Raw genomic sequence first — 17,546 nt, 5'->3', positions numbered from 1 at the left:
AGACCTTCGATCAGTTTCGCATACGGAACGTGACGCCAAACCTGCGGTCGTTCAGCTCGTAGTTCCGCGGGTTTGATTCGAAGTACTGGTAGCTGTCGTAGCGCGAATTGGTGAGATTGATTGCGTCCACCGTCACCGAAACCTTGGGATTGAAGTTGTAGCTGACTGACGCGTCCAACTGACCATAGGCACGATAGAAAATCGGGACGTTGAGCGTACCGTTACCCGCCGTCGTGTCGAGGTACTTGCTGCGCCAATTGTACGCGGCGCGTGCCGAGAAACCGTACTTCTCGTACAGACCAACGAGGTTGTAGCTCCACTTCGACAAGCGTTCGAGCTGCGTCGGGGCCGGGTCGCCGTTGAACAACACGCCGCCATTGCCCGGTGCGTCACTGTCGACGTAGGTCGCGTTCGCTTGGAGACCCAGGCCCGATAACGGTCCCGGCAGGAAGTCGAAGAACGTGTTTCCGCCGATCTCTGCACCCTTCACCGTCCCCTTGGTTCCGTTGACAAGTGCCGTGTACTGGAAGCTCCGCGTGCCCTGTCCAGGAACGTCGTAGTCAACGTCGAACAGGCGCGACGTCGTGAAGTTTTTCAGCTTCTTGTAGAACACCGTGCCGTACAGGAAGGTCGTCCGCGATGCGTTCCATTCGAGTGCCAAATCCGCCTGATCCACCGTCAGGGGTTTCAACGCCGGATTGCCGCCCGATCCCGTAGCGCCGTTCAGCACGAACGGACCGGCCGTGCCGTCGGCATTCGTTGTTGCCGTGTAGTTGAGCGAAAGATTTCGGATCGCGCGCAGATCGCTGAAGTTCGGACGCGACAGGCCCTTCGAAGCGCCGACACGCACCTGAATACGGTCGGTGATATGACCACGCAAGTTCAGGCTGGGCAGAAACTTGGTGTAGTCCTGGCTGGCCGAGAACGGCTGATCGACTGTGATCGATTGGCTGCTTGCCAGAAGCGAATCGCGGTAGGTCAGCCGGGTCGAACCGATCCCTTCGGTCGTCGTCTTCACTACGCGGACGCCAATGTTACCGTCGATCGGTAATCCTGCATCGAACTTGAAATACGCGATCGCGTATCCCGAATAGGTCTTCTCGCGCTGGGTGTTGACGTCCTGATCGGTGAACGTGCTGAGTCCGCGCCCCACGATGGACTGGAAAGCGGCCGATGCGTTGTCGAAGAGGTTTGCCGAAATATATGGGACAGCCCCAACGATGTTCGTACCCTTGCCGTCGAAAAGGGTGTCGTAAGGGTTGAGAATACCGGGAACCAAGGCGCTATTCAGCGGCAAGGCGGTATTGGTCGCGCCGGTCCAGTTATAAGGCGTGCTGCGATTGACGGCGTCGCGATCAGTATAGCGGATTCCAGCTTGCAGCGATGTCAGCAAGCTGTTGTCGAAATCCCATTCGGCATCGAACCGTGCCGCCTTCTGCGTCGCTATGCTATCCTCGAAGTGATCCATCAACGCCGTAACGCGGTACGCCGAGAGATCACTGTTGGCGGCCCCACCTGGAGCACCGCCGAAGACGATCTGCGGCAGGTCGCCGCGCAAATCGACATAGTAGGAGGCGAGGTCCTTCTGTGCGAACGCGGTGTAGCTCTCATTCTGCGCCGTCGCGCGAATGTACTGGACGTCAAGGTTCAGATGCAAGCGATCGGTAGGCTGCCATTTGACACCACCAGCGTAATCCGTCGTGACCGACTTGTTGAAGCCCGCCTGCGTGTTGTTGGCAAGTGACAGTGCCGTGTTGACGTAAGGTGGCTGCGAATAGGCCGGAACGAGCCCTGCATAGCCGCCTACTAGGAACGACCCATCGTTCGCAAAGGTAAAAGGGCCGTTCGGCGTAAGGTTGGCGAGCCCGCTCGTGTCCGTGCCACGGGTCACGAAGCTGGAATAGTTTGGCGTGTACAGATCGTATTGGGACCGGAAGAACGTGCCGTAAAACTGCAGGTTGCTGGCCGGCTCCCACTGCACGGCGCCGTAATATCCGCGACGTTTGCGGTTGCCCTCGGTGACCTGGATACCTGCGCCGTCGGGAACCGATACGACCTGCCCCTCACGACCGGGAATGTTAGTGACATCGACATAAGGCTCGATCGATGCCTGATCGCGGCGAAATACGCCTTCGAAAGTCGATACGTCGAAAAGGAAGCCGATGTCGCCGATACCGGTATTCTGCCAGGTCTTGCTCAATAGCACCGACCCATTGAAGCGGGCGTCCTTGGCGAGGTCGTAATAGTTCGCGCCCATGCTGGCCGACAGGACGAAACCCTTCTCGTCGAAGGGCATGCGCGTGCGCAGGTTGACCAGGCCGCCGATGCCGCCCTCGATCTCCTTGGACGACGGGTTCTTGTACACATCGACGCCCGCCAACAGTTCGGACGGTACATCCTCGAAATTCAGGCTGCGGCCACCGCTGCCGCCGAACACGTCGCGACCGTTGAGTTCGGTCTTGACCTGTTGGAGACCACGTATCTGGACTCCCGAGCCTTCGCCGAACGTCCGGTCGATCTGGATACCGGATATGCGCTGTAGCGCTTCCGACACATTCTTGTCGGGCAGTTTGCCGATGTCCGTTGCCGTAATTGAGTCGACGAACTGATCCGAATTGAACTTCAGCGCTTGCGCTGTCGCAAGGCTTTGACGCAACCCGGTCACGACGATCTCACCACCGGCTGGATCGTTCGCGCTCGTATCCGCCTGCGCGATCGTCCCTGCGCTATCCGCGGGAACGGCAGTTTGTGCGCCACTGCCATCGCGCGGCAGCGTACCATTGACGGGCGTACCAGTGTCACCTGTGGTCGAAGAGGCGGACTGCGCCGGTGCCCCGCTACCGGGTTTCTCCTGAACCGGTACCTCCTGAGCCTGCGCGGAGGTAGCGATCAGCGCGGCGGCTGAAGCGCTCGCCAACCAAACGCGGCGCGAGCATTGACCTTTGGTGACGAAACGAAAGCGCATGAATAACCCCTCTAAGCTAAGGTCCGTTCGAACCTCGCGTCGTAATCAAGGGGAAAGGTGGGCTGCATAGATGCCGCAGTTCCTCTCCGATTAAGCTGATCTTCGCTTCCCGCATGGCAGACGGACCAGTCCCTTGTGTTGGCGCTATCTAAATTGAAATTCTTCGTCAATAAATAAGTCTGATAAATGATGCCTAGCTGGTTGATGCCGCGGTCTTACGGGAGAGGGAGCAGAATGAACGTCGGACAGAAAGGTATCTCTTCAATCGCGATCATAGGGGGTGGTACCGCGGGATGGATGGCCGCTGCGGTCCTTGCGAAAGCGCTTGTCGCTCAGGGTATCGCGATCACCGTTGTCGAGTCGGACACGATCGGAACGGTAGGCGTCGGCGAAGCTACAATCCCACCAATTCGCGATATGAATACGCTGCTAGGCATTGATGAAGATGCGTTCGTTCGGGCAACCGGCGCAACGTTCAAGCTCGGAATATCTTTCGAGAACTGGCGCGCGCGAGGTCATAGTTACTTTCATCCGTTCGGGCGATTCGGCGCAGATATTGGCTCACTGCCCTTCCATTCCTATTGGCAAGCTCTGCGCGCGACCGATCCTGCTAGTGCGGGTCCGCTGACCTCATACAGCCTGACCGCTATGGCAGCGGCGGCAGGTAAATTCTGCCGTCCAAGTCCCGATCCACGCAACCCGCTTTCCAACCTCAGCTATGCGTTCCACTTCGATGCCGGACGGTACGCACAATACTTACGTAGTCTGGCAGAAGCTGGCGGGGTCGTTCGACGGGAGGGACGGATCGTCGATGTCGGAATGACCGATGCAGGCTTCATACGAGACGTGATGATCGAGAGCGGGAAGCGTGTTGCTGCAGACTTCTTCATTGATTGCTCGGGTTTTCACGGGTTGCTAATCGAGGGCGCCATCAAGACCGGTTATGAAGACTGGAGCCAGTGGCTGCCGTGCGACAGCGCTATCGCTATGCCGACGGCGCGCGCTGCTGATCCAGCGCCGTTCACCCGGTCGATCGCTGAGGAGGCCGGCTGGCAATGGCGTATTCCACTCCAGCACCGGATGGGCAACGGCCATGTCTTTGCGAGCGCGTTTACAACGAATGACAATGCCGAGCGCGTATTGCGGTCTAGCGTTACCGGGGTACCGCTCGCCGAAGCCCGCTTGCTCCGCTTTACAGCAGGACGGCGCCGCAAGGCGTGGAACAAGAACGTGCTGGCTATTGGCCTGGCTGGGGGCTTCCTAGAGCCACTCGAATCTACCAGTATTCATTTAGTCCAGTCGGCTCTTACGCGGTTGCTGGCGTTATTTCCGGATCGCGCGTTTGCCCCGGCAGACATCGCTTATTTTAATCGCGCTACGGCGACTGAATACGAGAGGATACGGGACTTTCTTATCATGCACTACCACGTGACTGAGCGCGACGACACGGTGTTCTGGAGGTATGTGCGGACAATGACCGTGCCGGATACGCTAGCAGAGCGGCTTGAGCTGTATCGCAGTAGAGGACGGTTCTTTCCCGAAGCGCTTGACCTTTTTCTTGAGCCTAGTTGGATTGCGGTAATGGAAGGCCAAGGATTGCGGCCAACTGGTGTTGATCCGATGGCGATGGCCGCAACTGATCAATTATCAGCACTGTTGCCGCGAATGCATCAGACGATTTCGCGCACGGTGGAACGAATGCCAACACACGCAGCATTTATCGGACAAGCGCTCACCGCGAAGTAAGGATACCTCTCCTGAATGCGCAATCTACGTGTTCACGTCGGATTTGCTCGCCGTACCCGAACTTTCACCTAAACAAATTAACTAAATCAAGCCTGTACGAGGTGGATTGCCACGCTGATCCGCCTCTTTACTACCAAGACTGGTGGCAGCGGATACGCAAGTCAGCCCTCGACCTCTTCCGGAACGGAATTGAGCAGGTTGCCGACGATTCTGACCATCGCTGCCCGCGCGCCATCCACATCGCGGGCGACGATCGCCTCGACGACAGCTTCAAAGTCTGGCAAATTGGTACGCAGCATTTCGACTGGGGCAGCTATGGAGGTGGAAGCGCGGAGCGCGGTCGCAATGGCGGTGCCGAATTGGGCGTAAAACGGATTTTGTGAAGCACGGAGTACCGCAACGCGAAAATCGATGTTTGCATCGAGCAAGCCAACCTGCCCTTCATCCGCCGCACGTATACGGTCGAGGCAAATGCGAATGACGGCAAAATCGGCCCTGCCGTGAAATTGGGTAGCGAGTGCCGCACCTGCTGGCTCGATCGCAAGGAGCATTTGATAAAACTGACGCAGCAGTTCTGCTGACGGCGCATGCTCCAATCGCCAACGCAGAACGTCTGCGTCGAACAAGTTCCATTTGGACATTGGCTGCGCCAACGTGCACTGCCGCGGCTGAGAGACGATGAGTCCCTTAGCGGTCAGCATTTTCACAGCCTCGCGCGTCACGGCCCGGCTAACGCCGTAGGCTTTTGCAAGCTCTCCTTCATTCGGAAAAGGCCGGCCCTCGAAACGGCCTGTTACAATTGCCTTGCCCAGCGTTTCGACCGTTCGCTGCGTGAGGTTTAGCCCGAAATTAGCGCGGCCGCTGACGGCAAACTCGGTTGATCTATGCTGCATGATATTTGAGTTTCTGCCGCACTACGGTACGACTGTCACCTGCCGTACGATCACCATGACGGTAAACCGATGTTCCGGACGGCAGGGGGCCTTTTCCTGCTCACAACCTCGGCCATTCATTCGTTTAGTTGGATGACGGCTCTCGAGGGCACAGAGAAATCCTCTGTAAAAACAAGTGGGATAAGTCGTTTGCTGCAATCGGTTTCGCCCCGTCAGTATGTGACAAATCCGCGAGATGCTAGCTATACCCCGGCACATGCTTTTGCGCGTGTGGTGTAACCACAGCAACGTTACGCAAAAGTAGAGCTGAAGCAGGATCATAGATTGAACATAACAGTGATAACCCGAATGAAGTCGTGGACGTTCGGCATTGTGATAGCGTGTGGCGCGGCAATCGCCTGCGTCTCCCCTGCCCTTTCAAAGCCCCCAAGTGCCCCGGCATCGAACAAGGCTCGCACGATCTCGATCGACGTCCGGGGTGCTACGAAGCCACGCGATCCCATGGCAACGATGTCGATTGGGTCTGATTTTCCCGGCACGCTTGCTCGTTCGGACAGTCTTGCTCAACTGCGCACTCTGCAAAGCGAAATTGGGTTCCGGTATATCCGGTTTCACAATGTCTTCGCCGATCAGTTCGGGATCTACCGCGAGGTAAGTAGCCGCCCGGTCTACGACTGGAGCAAGATCGATCGGCTATATGACCTACTGCTCGCGATGAAGCTGAAGCCTTTCGTAGGGCTGGGCTTTACGCCGGACGCCATGAAAACGTCGAACCAGACGTTGTTCTACTGGAAAGGCAATACGTCGCACCCCAACCCTGCCAAATGGACGGCATTAGTCGATGCGTTTGCCCGCCACATGGTCGAGCGGTACGGTATCAAGGAGGTTCGGAGTTGGTATTTCGAATTCTGGAACGAGCCGAACCTGAAGGACTTCTGGGAGGGGGCGGATCAGAAAGCCTATTTCGAATATTACGGACGCACCGCACGAGCGCTGAAGGCGATCGATCCGGGGTTGCGGGTTGGTGGCCCTGCGACGGCGGGCGCTGCCTGGGTCCCTGAGTTCTTGGCTTATGCCAAGGCAAACACCCTACCGGTCGACTTCATTTCGACCCATACATACGGCGTGGACGGTGGTTTTCTGGACGAGAATGGAGCGGGCGATACGAAACTGCTGCGGGACCCCGATGCGATAGTAGCGGATGTGCGGCGCGTACGGGAGCAGATCCAAGCGTCGCCTCAACCCGACCTGCCGTTGTTCTTTACAGAATGGAGCAGCAGCTACAGCCCCCGCGACCCTGTCCATGACGACTATCTGGGTGCTGCGTATATCCTGTCCAAGTTGCGCCGGACCGAGGGTCTGGCGCAGGGTATGAGCTATTGGACCGATAGCGACCTGTTCGAAGAGCCTGGCCCTCAGACCAAACCTTTCGAGGGTGGCTTCGGGCTGATGTCACCGCAAGGCATTCGCAAGCCGGCCTGGTTCGCCTTCAAGTATCTAGGTGCGCTCGGCGACCGCGAACTCCCGACGAACGACGATCAGAGTATTGGGACGCTGAAAGGCAGAACCGTGCAGGTACTTGCGTGGAACAGCGTGATACCGGAACAGCCGATCAGCAATCGCCCGTTCTTTACGAAGCCCCGCCGCGCGACCGCGAAATCGCTGACCAATGTGCGCCTCTCGGGTTTAACGCCGGGGCACCATTCCGTACGGATCCGAACCACCGGGTATCAGCGGAACGATGCCTACACCGCCTACCTCGAAATGGGTCGGCCGAGCACTTTGACAACAATCGATGTTTCCCGGCTCCAAGCGTTGACGGCGGATACGCCCGAGATGAGCGAGCTCCAGGTAAAGGCGGACGGCAAGGCTTTACTGCGCGTGCCAATGCGGGAGAATGATGCTGTCCTGATCGAAGTCGACCCGGGAAACTGACCTCAAACGTCCGCTTGGCGGGGCGATGTTTGATCATCGTCCCAATCCTGGGCGTTATACGGTATCGATGGCGGCTTTCGCTGGTCTGAGTTCGAAAAGAGCAGCGTGGACGTCGCACCGATCTGCCTCTTCTCGTTGAACAACGTGGCTTCCGACAACGCAGTGCGGCCACCCGTCGATATCAGGCGTCCGACCGACACGCGCCCATCCTACATATTCTCGGCTGACGACCGTCGCTGATATGGTTGTTTCACCCGGTTCACGGCGTTCGCCTGCGCCAGGCGCTCGGTCATTTCACCCTGACTGGCAATCGCATCCCAAGCCTCTGCCGATCGTAGATGACGCTCTCGAACAAGCGGTAGCGTGGACAGCTCCGCTTCCGATCGTCATGGGCGGCAGCGTTCCGGTATGACTCGATTTGAGAGTTGTTCATGCGGCAAGTCTTTAACCGACAACCCAGGATCTAAAACCCCACACCATCGAGGTCGTGCGGTGTCATCGTTCGATCAGAAACCGTTCGGTTGCAAACCAGCTTGCTTGCTGTTGCTCCACGGATCCAACCACGTTGGTCCTCCGTTATTGAACTCGGAGGTAACATATGATCGACGACCCCAAGCCCGAAGACAAGGATGCCGACCGAGCAGGCCAAGGAAATGGAAGAAGTGCAGGAGGACGCTGCCAAAGAACGCGAGGAAAACGGCGGTTATCAGTAGGGTCTATGCTGCGCAGTGTGAATCAGATTTCATCATTAAAATAGCATCACACCAATGACAAATAAACGCTTACTCAAATATTTTCGTTTTTTGCGTTTCTGACGTTGGGTTGCACAGTTCGAAAGAATAGCGCAGCCAAACACCGTTCCCGACTGTGACCGCCGCAGTTCGTCGTACGGTTGAGAGCTCCTTGCACAAGACAAGAACGGGATGCATCTCGCCTATCGCGCGGCACATTAATCTGCCGGCACAATGTTCACCGGTCTGCACCCCAATTATTTGCTGAAGCTTAAGAATAAGCGAAGTTGCAGTCGGGCGGAGGTCCAAGCTGAAACCGGGCGGCAAATGCCCCTGCCCGCTCGCGAACGTTTATGATAGGAGCACACATGCTCAAGACAAGAATGAAGCGGCTCACTGATCGCAGTGGTCGCGCGGTCGCACGCCTTGCCGAGATCGAAACGTCCATCACAGGCCTTGCTGACGATGATCTGCTCGATCTGGCCGACATCTTCAAGGCCGACCCTCACACTCCGATCGGGGATATGGCGTTCGTTGAAATGGCGAGGCGTAACATCAGCCTCTGAAGGTCGTACGGTCACGCGTTGGCAAAATCACGGGCCACGCTGAGCGACATCGGTTACTGGCAGGGACCTCCCGCAGTTATACACAATGGTAGAGAGATGACGCAGCGATGGTAGCGACTGGCACCCGGATCAACGAGATAGGCACCCTGATCCGCGATGGCGGGGCCTTCTATCTTCGCCGCGATGTCGGTGGGCGCTACGAGCTGGAGCTGCACCGTACCCCTGTCGACCTGGTTGAAAAACGCGTCCGGCTCATCGGCACATTGGTCGGCCCAGATCTGGTAAACGCTGACGGCGTTGCGCCAGCTTAGCAGCCTGACCACTCCTCCGGTTTAGTCGCCTTCCGCTGGGCGCAATTCTGATTCAACCCGACTCATTGGCGTTGCGTACAAATCACGAACAGGCATCATCCTGCCTATGGAACAGCGGATCATTCATGCTTGCGGTCATGAGCAGGCTCATCATCTCACCGGCTTTGACAGCCAGCAGGAACGCAAAGCCAAGTGGCTGAAGACGACGACCTGCCGAGACTGCTTCGTTGCGGAAAAGCGAGCTGAGGAAGCCGCTGCGGCAGCGTTAAGCAGCGCCGCTATCTCCCACCTCGATCTTCCGCCCCTAACCGGCAGCGATCGGCAGATCAGCTGGGGAGCGACGATCAGGACCAAGCGGCTCGCAGCGCTGACCAACCTCTACAGCGACGGCGATTGTTACACGTGCCTTCGGGTGACTGACGCCAAATGGTGGATCGATCACCGCGATTTGCCGGACGTTGACCTGATGGCAGCAGCGACGCAGGCACCGGACATGCAAAGCGCCCCGGCGGTTACGGCGTTGATTACGGATATGCCTCGGACAGTATGACCATTTCGCCCGACGCTGTTACGACGGTCGACGTCGCGAAGATGGCGTCATCGATAGCACGAACCTTGCCAAAATATTGCACGCATGGCCCCCCTGCGCATGGCGGTTTTCCGTCCGATGTACGGGCTCGGCTGCAAGTCGTGAGCCCGCACCTTCATCTATCGGGAAACAGCCACCCTCGAAACCATTGTCGACCGAAGTAGCTGCTTCCCGCGATTTCCCATGTTCATTCATCGTTAGCTTTCACACCACGAAGTATAAGTCCGAACCCTGTCGGCGCCGGTCCACATTGACCAATTTAACCCAAAACGGCATATAATGGCGGGCTCCCGGGGGGGGGAAGTAACGGTTATGCTACAGAGTGATGATGTACTGCCGCGTTGGGCTATCACGCGTTGGTTGGTCTAGTGTGCTGGTGTGGTTCCAGCTGAAATTCGTCAATCCCTTGTTCAAGGGTTGTATGGATCACTCCCGATCTTTCTGGGCGGTGTATTCAACACCATCCTCGTCTCCTCGATCGTGGCCACGCGAATTCCCACACCAGCGTTCTTGTTCTGGGCAGCGCTAGAAATCGGGCTTGCCGCACTGCGGCTGCCGCTGCTCGTCAAAGGGTCTCGCGCCGCGAAGAGCGGCAAAAGGGCACATATTGATATCTACATATTAGCGGCGGCGTGTTGGGCAGGATCGGTAGGCTATGGTTGCTTCATAGCTGTTCTAAGCGGGGACTGGCTCGCTGCCACACTTGTTGTACTGTCCGCCGCGGCCATGACCGGGGGCGTGGCGTTTCGTAACTTTTCGGCACCGCGGCTCGTGATGGTCACGATCATGCTCAGCCTTGGGCCGTGCGCCGTCGCTGGTGTCATATCCGGTGAACTGATCATGATCGCAACCGCGCTGCAGATTCCGATGTATATCTATGCTATGACGCATGCCGCCTATCGACTGAATGCGATGCTTGTTCAGACCATGCGATCGGAGCGTGAGAACGGACGTCGCGCGCGACATGACACGCTTACCGGTCTGCTGAACCGTGCCGGGCTTGAGGACGTCGTTGCTCGTCGTACAGACGGCACTCAGAACGGTGCCACCCTCTTCTATATCGACCTCGACGGCTTCAAGACGATCAATGACACTCTCGGCCATGCGGCCGGTGATCAACTTTTGGTTGAGGTAAGCAAGTTGATGAGAAATGTGACGCCGTCGATGGGCGTCGTTGCCTGGATTGGGGGCGACGAATTCATAATTCTGACCGATCAAATGGATCCTGCCACCGCTTGTCAAACCGCGCAGCGCTTCATCGACACGTTATCCCACACTCCGTTCCTGTTGAGCGGCACCGCAGTTACAGTTGGCGCGAGCGTCGGAATTTCTATGAGATCGGATCCGCTGACCGACCTTTCGACGTTAATGCTAGAGGCTGACAAAGCCCTATACGATGCAAAGCTGAAGGGGCGTTCCCGCGCTGACCTTGCTACCGGCGCATTGCCAAGCCTGTATCTCGCCAGTAACCAAGGCTCGAGCGTTCAACTTGGTAAGTCTGCGGTTCGCTAATCCAAAAGCTCGCGCTTTGCCTACTCAAGTTACCCGATCCCGGCCGTTCAGGGTACCAATCGCGCCAATCATCTCTGAAAGCTCGATCATTCGCTGACGGCCGAGGATCTCCGCAGTTCGAAGTGAGATGTTACCGCATGAACCAATCGTTCTCGGACATCCGCAAAATGGGCCATTGTCGACAAACGGTCATACACCTGCTGCTATGATAGGAATGTGTCACGACAGCGCTAGTCACTGGCCTATTAGTCATGCCCAATGCAGCGTTATTTAGCATTTTGTGACGAGGAATGCGAACAGCAATCCGTTGTCCTCCTATCCATCTTGGGGGCAGCGGGGTTGAACAATCGGGCCGTAATCATGGTCTGCTCGAAATCACTGGTAGCGTCAACCTACGGAAGTCGTTTGAGGTGCCGTAAACCGGTAGGTGAATTGTCGGCTTCTAGTCGTACTTTGACATGGCACGGTAACACGTCAATCCATTCTGTTAGCCAGCGACAATTACTACCCGAATTGTCGAACCATATGATCTGTCGCGAAATACTACTTTGGATTTCTTCCCTGGTTATCGTATCCCGAAATCGTCGAACGTCGCATGCTATTGGCGGATATCCAGAGTAACGCGTCGCTTACGTGGCATGGCATGGCATGGCAACACGGGGGATTTATCCGCAAGGACTACGTCAACAAGTCGGTAGCCGCTGACCGATACCGCCGACGGGGCATCGCACAGACGCTGTTGAGTGCGCTGAACACCGTGTTAGCTGAGGGCGTTTCATGTCCGCAGGAAAGCGAAAGGTTCCCGCTGTCGCGGCACAGAGTCATGACCTTGACCGAGGGCCCAGGTGGCCGCGAAGAAGGCTTGGTATACGCCGGTTCGCCTCGCCCGTCGACGTTTCTTCGTGTAATCTACATATCTGCACGTCATTACCACGCAAATGACCGATCTGATATCTCGATTGAGGCAACTGCGACATTCCGACCAGGCAATCGCACTCTCGGTCCGTGAGACGTTAGTAGACTCACTCTACGCGTCCCCGCAGTCCCTGGTGATCGGAGCGGTATCAACTACCGCGATCGTGGCAATCGTTGCACTGGTGAGCCGTAGCACGGCGATACTGGCTTGTGCGTTCGCAATCGTCCTCGTCGCCGGCGTCCGCATGGTCGATGTCGTGCGTTCGTCACGACGGACCAACACGCACGAACCGTCCCGAGCTAAGCGGCCGAGACGACAAGAAGTCCTCTATCGGTCCGGCGCGCTCTGCTATTCGGCGCTACTCGGAACGTTTGGTCTGCTTACCTTGGTGCAGACCGAGAGCGGCGCGCTGCAGATGCTCGCCGTGACGACCACGGTCGGATACGCGGCCGGGATCGCCGGTCGCAATGCTGGCCGCCCGTGGATCGCGCTTTCACAGCTCTGCCTGGCCCTCGCTACCGCTGGCCGCCGGACTGGCGGCGTCGCTGGAGCTGCTCAGAATGGCGCTTGCAGCTGTCATCGTCCTGTTCGTTGTCGCGATGATGGACATCACGCTGCAAACGTATGGCGTCATATTGAAGGCGACGACGGTCTCGCGAGAAAAGATTGCGCTTGCGGACTACCATGCTGCCGTAGCCCGCCGGGACGATCTGACGGGAGTAGCCAACCGGACGGCCTTTCGAGAGCAGTTCGAAGAACGGCTGACTACCTTGGACGCCAGCGGCCGATGCCTCGCCATTCATTGGCTCGATCTGGATCGCTTCAAGGAGATAAACGACTCGTTTGGTCATCTAGCCGGCAACGCGCTGCTGGCCGGCGTCGCTCACCGATTGGACGAGGTGTTCGGGCGTCGCGGGATCGTCGCCCGACTGGGTGGAGACGAATTCGTTGTAGTCTGCGAAGTCGAGCACCGGACCGACGCCGTCGCGATCGGTGAGAAGATACTGGACCTTGTTGAGCGGCCGCTACATTTCGATGGGCGCGTACTGCGCGTGACGGCGTCGCTCGGCATCGCCATCGCGCCCACTGACGGCAGCGACGCGGACACTTTACTCAAGAATGCCGATCTGGCGTTGTACCGGGCGAAGGACAGCGGTCGCGGGATGTTGTGCTTCTACGAACGACTGATGGACGAGAAAGTCGAACGCAGCCGAGAGCTGGCGGCCGAAATGGAAGGTGCTCTTGAACGGAGCGAATTCAGCCTGATGTTCCAACCCATCTTCGATCTGGCCGGCGGGCGCATTCTCTCGTGCGAGGCCCTCCTGCGCTGGACCAGTCCCGATCACGGAACAATCTCACCTGCCGAGTTCATCCCCATAGCGGAGGACAGCGGACTGATCGTCGAGATAGGCAGATGGGTGATCCGCGAGGCCTGTCGCATCGCGAGCACCTGGCCGACCGACGTGACGGTCGCCGTCAACCTTTCGCCCATCCAGTTGCGCTCGGCCAATCTAGCGATGACGATCGTAAGCGCCCTTGCGACCAGCGGGTTGGCTGCCGAACGCCTCGAGCTCGAAGTGACGGAGTCGGTGCTGCTGGAGGACATCACGGCATCGCTCGCCGCGCTGGAAGCTATTAATCGCCTCCATGTCCGCACAACGCTCGACGACTTCGGAACGGGCTACTCGTCGCTGAGCTACCTTACGAAGTTTCCGTTCCAGACGCTAAAGATCGACCGGTCCTTCGTCCAGGACTCCGAGCGGAATCCGGCCTCGGTGGCGATCGTGCAGACTGTGATCGAGCTCGCGGCCAAACTCGGAATGAGAACCATCGCCGAAGGGATCGAAACACAGGCGCAGCTGGATCAACTGCGGCGAACCAGATGCGATGCAGTGCAGGGATTCTTTCTTGCACGGCCTATGTCGGCAAGCATGATCGGGACCATGCTTGCCGACGCTGCCCCCGCAGCAGTGAAGCTGCGCTGACCAGAAAGTTCTACGCCGCCTTGTCGAGCAGACGTGTCTGGGCACCAACCAGACGACGCATCAGTTTCAGGTCCGCTTCGCTCAGCCGCAACGCGGCATCCGCCCAGAGGTCGACTACGGCTTCAAGTTCGGCGAGGGGAAGCGGATTGACGGAGCGCGACGCCTCGTAGATCGCGCAGTGGCCGCTATGACGGCGGCGGTTCTGCCGGATGTAACCCTCGACTTCGGCTCGGCCTTTTCCCGGCGCAGCCAGCGCGTGGACGATGCCGAGATCGTACAGTTCCTCAGCGGTGTAGGTTCGGCCGCTAAGGATCATTTGCTCCGCACGTGCGGCTCCGAGGCGGCGTGAGAGGAAGCAATGCGCTCCCATACCAGGAAAGAGGCCGAAGTTAGTTTCCGGCAGCCCGAAGCTGGCGCCCCGTTCGGCGATCACCACATTGAACGACAGTAACGCCTCGAAGCCTCCCCCCAGCGCATCGCCCTCTACCAACCCGATCGTGACGATTGGCTGGTCCAGACTGCGCATGTTGCGGTGGAGTATCCGGACGCACGCACGACCGTAGCGGACGAGAGCAGCCCGGTCGCCATCACGGATATGCGCTGCAAAAAGGTCAAGGTCGCCGCCGAGGGAGAAGATGCCAGGAAACCGCGATCCCAGAACTAGGTACCGTATGGGCATCTTTCCCGCCGCTAGAGCGTCCACCACGTCATCCTGCCACTGCCCGAACTCAGTGAGTAGGCCAGGATTGAAGCTGGGGCGGCTCCTCTGCCGCATGTAGGTCCACAGGGTGTCGAGAGCGGGATCGAACTGTGTTTCCAAGTCAACAAACGTGAACGGTCGCCGCGATGTCGCCCGATCTTCGAAAGAGCGGTACCGTTCTGCCTGATTGTCCACCACCGCTGGGATGGTAAGATTTCCGAAAGTCATATGACATCCTTCGTGAGATGCAGCAATCTCGCTGCCAAAGGAGCCTACTTTGAATCGAGTCACGATACCGATCGGGTGAGGGCTGGCGCTGAAAAAGGCAAACCAGCACCCGCTGTGATTTGCCTGGAAACGCTCTTCAAAAGCACAGGCTCCTTAAAAAATCACGAGCAATAGGGCGTGAACGCTCAAGGTAATAATCCTTCTGCGAATGGGGACAATTCACCACTTGCCGTAATATGCGCAGGGCAATGGTTCGCGCCCGCCGTTGCTCCTGCTGCCGGTTGGCCGGGCTCTTTCATCGAATTCGAAGCGCTGATCGCTCCATTAGTCTCCGACGGTCATGACGTCGTCGTGCCCTCCCTTCCGGCTACGCTTTTTCCGGGCGGCCCGCCCCCCCGATCGGACCGCGCCACACCGGCGAGATAATGCACGCACTGATGACCGAACTGTTCGGTGATGCCCGCTATCTTGTGCAAGGCGGCGACTGGGGGGCAGCGATCGGGAGCTGGATGGCACACGATCATAGTGAAGCCGTCGCCGCGCTGCACCTCAACATGGTTCTCCTCCAAGCCAAAGACGTTTCGCCGAAGACACTCGACGAACTCGCCTGGAAAGCACGACGGGAGAAGCTGGCCAAGGAGGAGACCGGTTACGCGAAGGAGCAAGGTACACGTCCGCAGACGCTCGGCATTGCCATGGCGGACAGCCCCGTCGGGGTCGCTGCGTGGATCCTGGAGAAGTTCGGCGCATGGGCGGGCGCGCCGCGCGACGAACAGGGCCGACCCGATCTTTGGCAGGCCTTCAACGAGGATACGCTCCTTACCAACATCATGCTCTACCTTGTCGAGGGGTCATTTATCACATCGACTTGGATATATCGCGGTCGCGTATTGGAGGGGTCGGGCGAATTTCCCGTCGGCAGCCGTATCAAGGTGCCGACCGGCGTCGCAGCCTTCCCTGATCCCGTCTTTTCGCCGCCCCCGCGTTCGCATGCTCGCAAGACCTACAACATCGTCCACTGGAGCGAAATGGCGGCAGGCGGCCATTTCGCGGCGCTGGAAGAACCAGAGCTCCTGCTCGCCGATATGCGACGCTTCTTTGCCGCCCAAGCTTCTTCAAAAGCCCGCAGATGGCGTCGGTTGGTCGGTACGGCTGGTTTCGTCGGTGTTGCTGCCATCGGTCTGTGGGCGTTGACAGGCGGTGATCGACGTCCAAAGAATACAGAAGCCCGGCACCGGGCGACCTACCCGCCACTGGATGTCCCAAAACCTGTCGCTGATGGTGTCTGGATCGTCGACAGCGGACCAATAAACGCGATGGGCCTCGCGTTGCCTGTGCGCATGACGATCCTTCGGCTCAATAACGGCGATCTGTTTCTTCACTCGCCAACGCCCTTTTCAGCCGAGGTTGCCAAGGCCGTCGATGCACTTGGGCGGGTGCGGCATCTTGTCGCACCCAACATCGCGCACTGGACTTTCCTTGCCGACTGGCAACGGGCCTACCCTGATGCAACCACTTGGGCAGCGCCTGGGCTACAGGACCGGGCGCAGGTTCGCGCATCATCGGTGCGGTTCGATGCCGAATTGGGCCAGACGGCTCCAGCCGAATGGGCAGACACACTTGATCAGAGCCTCGTGCCCGGGGGGCTGGCTTTAACGAGGTCTGGTTCTTCCACCGGCAGACCATCGCTCTTGCTCGTCGACCTCATCGAGAACCTTGATCCTGACAAGCTGCCGCCTATCGCGCGGCGACTAATGCAGGCATCCGCTGCCACTGACGGCACGACCGCACGTTACCTGCGGCTACCAGTACGGCTAGGGCGCGCGGACGCTAAAAAGGCTGTATTAGCGATCGTGGCGCTCGAGCCTGACCGTGTGATCTTCGCTCACGGTCGACCGTTCGATAGCAATGGTGCGGCGCAACTGAAGCGTGCTTTCGGCTGGCTGACTTAGGCAGTTTTACGCTCCGTAGTATTGTTCGATTTCATCCAACCGGAGCGTGAGCGCTCTGCTAGGCAAATAAATAGTCAATCTCTGCCGTTCATCTTCTTTGAAACGAGCGGCCTTCTTTAACAGGTCACGGATAGCTGCGCGACCGACGACCCTGTCGCCACCAAGCCAGCCACTGCCAAGCGCAATCTCAGGCGCTAGGATCAGGAGGCCATAAGCGTCAGGTGCGAGATGCTCGATTATGACGACGGTGTCCTTTTTGCCGTGATCGCGGCTTGCCTTTATACCGAGGACGTCTGCTTGGCGACCGGCGGGCCATTGGACCCAGTTGCGGACGTTCGCCGGTTGGTATTTGCAAACCAGCCTCCGCCATTCGTTCATCAAACGCTACGATCGTCAGGCCACCCCGTCGAAGTATCGCGCTTAGCCGCGTTCGGGTCTTACCGCGCGGCCCTCTAATACAAGCGTCGGTCTCCATATTTGCTGAAAAGCATTGGATCTGATCGTTTCGGCGCGGGTT

Annotated in this window: 12 protein-coding genes; 8 read left to right on the top strand and 4 right to left on the bottom strand. The window is 58.2% G+C overall.

The window, feature by feature from the left end; all coding sequences use genetic code 11:
* Window positions 1-10: 10 nt before the first annotated feature.
* Window positions 11-2,965 (bottom strand): TonB-dependent receptor, encoded by a 2,955-nt coding sequence (locus QFZ54_RS18965; protein WP_307090083.1) that lies wholly within the window; start codon window positions 2,963-2,965, stop codon window positions 11-13.
* 234 nt (window positions 2,966-3,199) lie between these two features.
* On the opposite strand from QFZ54_RS18965, the gene QFZ54_RS18960 reads away from it, so the two are divergent.
* On the top strand, window positions 3,200-4,711 hold the full coding sequence (locus QFZ54_RS18960; protein ID WP_307090081.1) for a tryptophan halogenase family protein: 1,512 nt from the start codon (window positions 3,200-3,202) through the stop codon (window positions 4,709-4,711).
* Window positions 4,712-4,872: 161 nt separating this feature from the next.
* On the opposite strand, the gene QFZ54_RS18955 is transcribed toward QFZ54_RS18960, so the two are convergent.
* Complete coding sequence (locus QFZ54_RS18955; protein ID WP_307090079.1) at window positions 4,873-5,604, bottom strand: FadR/GntR family transcriptional regulator; 732 nt, start codon at window positions 5,602-5,604, stop codon at window positions 4,873-4,875.
* 348 nt (window positions 5,605-5,952) lie between these two features.
* Here QFZ54_RS18955 and QFZ54_RS18950 point away from each other — a divergent pair, with 348 nt between their 5' ends.
* The 6 genes from QFZ54_RS18950 to QFZ54_RS18925 all read left to right on the top strand — a co-directional run bounded on the left by QFZ54_RS18950 (window position 5,953) and on the right by QFZ54_RS18925 (window position 14,149).
* A complete protein-coding gene (locus QFZ54_RS18950; protein WP_307090077.1) occupies window positions 5,953-7,539 on the top strand; it encodes a GH39 family glycosyl hydrolase in 1,587 nt (528 codons plus the stop codon).
* A 1,099-nt stretch (window positions 7,540-8,638) separates the two neighbouring features.
* The gene (locus QFZ54_RS18945; protein ID WP_307090076.1) at window positions 8,639-8,836 is read left to right on the top strand and encodes a hypothetical protein; all 198 of its coding nucleotides are present in this window, start codon (window positions 8,639-8,641) and stop codon (window positions 8,834-8,836) included.
* 107 nt (window positions 8,837-8,943) lie between these two features.
* Window positions 8,944-9,147: a DUF5818 domain-containing protein gene (locus tag QFZ54_RS18940; protein WP_307090075.1), complete on the top strand. Its 204-nt coding sequence runs from the start codon at window positions 8,944-8,946 to the stop codon at window positions 9,145-9,147.
* Between the two features lie 106 nt (window positions 9,148-9,253).
* Entirely contained in the window at window positions 9,254-9,697 is a 444-nt protein-coding gene (locus QFZ54_RS18935; RefSeq protein ID WP_307090074.1) for a hypothetical protein, read from the top strand.
* A 417-nt stretch (window positions 9,698-10,114) separates the two neighbouring features.
* The gene (locus QFZ54_RS18930) at window positions 10,115-11,248 is read left to right on the top strand and encodes a GGDEF domain-containing protein (protein ID WP_307090072.1); all 1,134 of its coding nucleotides are present in this window, start codon (window positions 10,115-10,117) and stop codon (window positions 11,246-11,248) included.
* Between the two features lie 1,383 nt (window positions 11,249-12,631).
* Window positions 12,632-14,149, top strand: a complete 1,518-nt coding sequence (locus QFZ54_RS18925) for a putative bifunctional diguanylate cyclase/phosphodiesterase (RefSeq protein WP_307090070.1) — start codon at window positions 12,632-12,634, stop codon at window positions 14,147-14,149.
* A gap of 10 nt (window positions 14,150-14,159) precedes the next feature.
* On the opposite strand, the gene QFZ54_RS18920 is transcribed toward QFZ54_RS18925, so the two are convergent.
* Window positions 14,160-15,077 carry a crotonase/enoyl-CoA hydratase family protein gene (locus QFZ54_RS18920; protein WP_307090068.1) on the bottom strand — a complete coding sequence of 306 codons (918 nt, stop codon included), beginning with the start codon at window positions 15,075-15,077 and terminating at the stop codon, window positions 14,160-14,162.
* A gap of 1,340 nt (window positions 15,078-16,417) precedes the next feature.
* Between QFZ54_RS18920 and QFZ54_RS20570 the strand changes: the two genes are divergently transcribed.
* Window positions 16,418-17,029 (top strand): DUF4336 domain-containing protein, encoded by a 612-nt coding sequence (locus QFZ54_RS20570; protein WP_373458641.1) that lies wholly within the window; start codon window positions 16,418-16,420, stop codon window positions 17,027-17,029.
* 6 nt (window positions 17,030-17,035) lie between these two features.
* Here QFZ54_RS20570 and QFZ54_RS18910 read toward each other — a convergent pair whose 3' ends face one another.
* Window positions 17,036-17,407 carry a hypothetical protein gene (locus QFZ54_RS18910; RefSeq protein WP_307090064.1) on the bottom strand — a complete coding sequence of 124 codons (372 nt, stop codon included), beginning with the start codon at window positions 17,405-17,407 and terminating at the stop codon, window positions 17,036-17,038.
* Window positions 17,408-17,546 lie beyond the last annotated feature (139 nt).

The organism is Sphingomonas faeni, from assembly GCF_030817315.1.
Classification (GTDB): domain Bacteria; phylum Pseudomonadota; class Alphaproteobacteria; order Sphingomonadales; family Sphingomonadaceae; genus Sphingomonas; species Sphingomonas faeni_C.
This window is presented reverse-complemented; position numbering and strand designations above follow the sequence as displayed.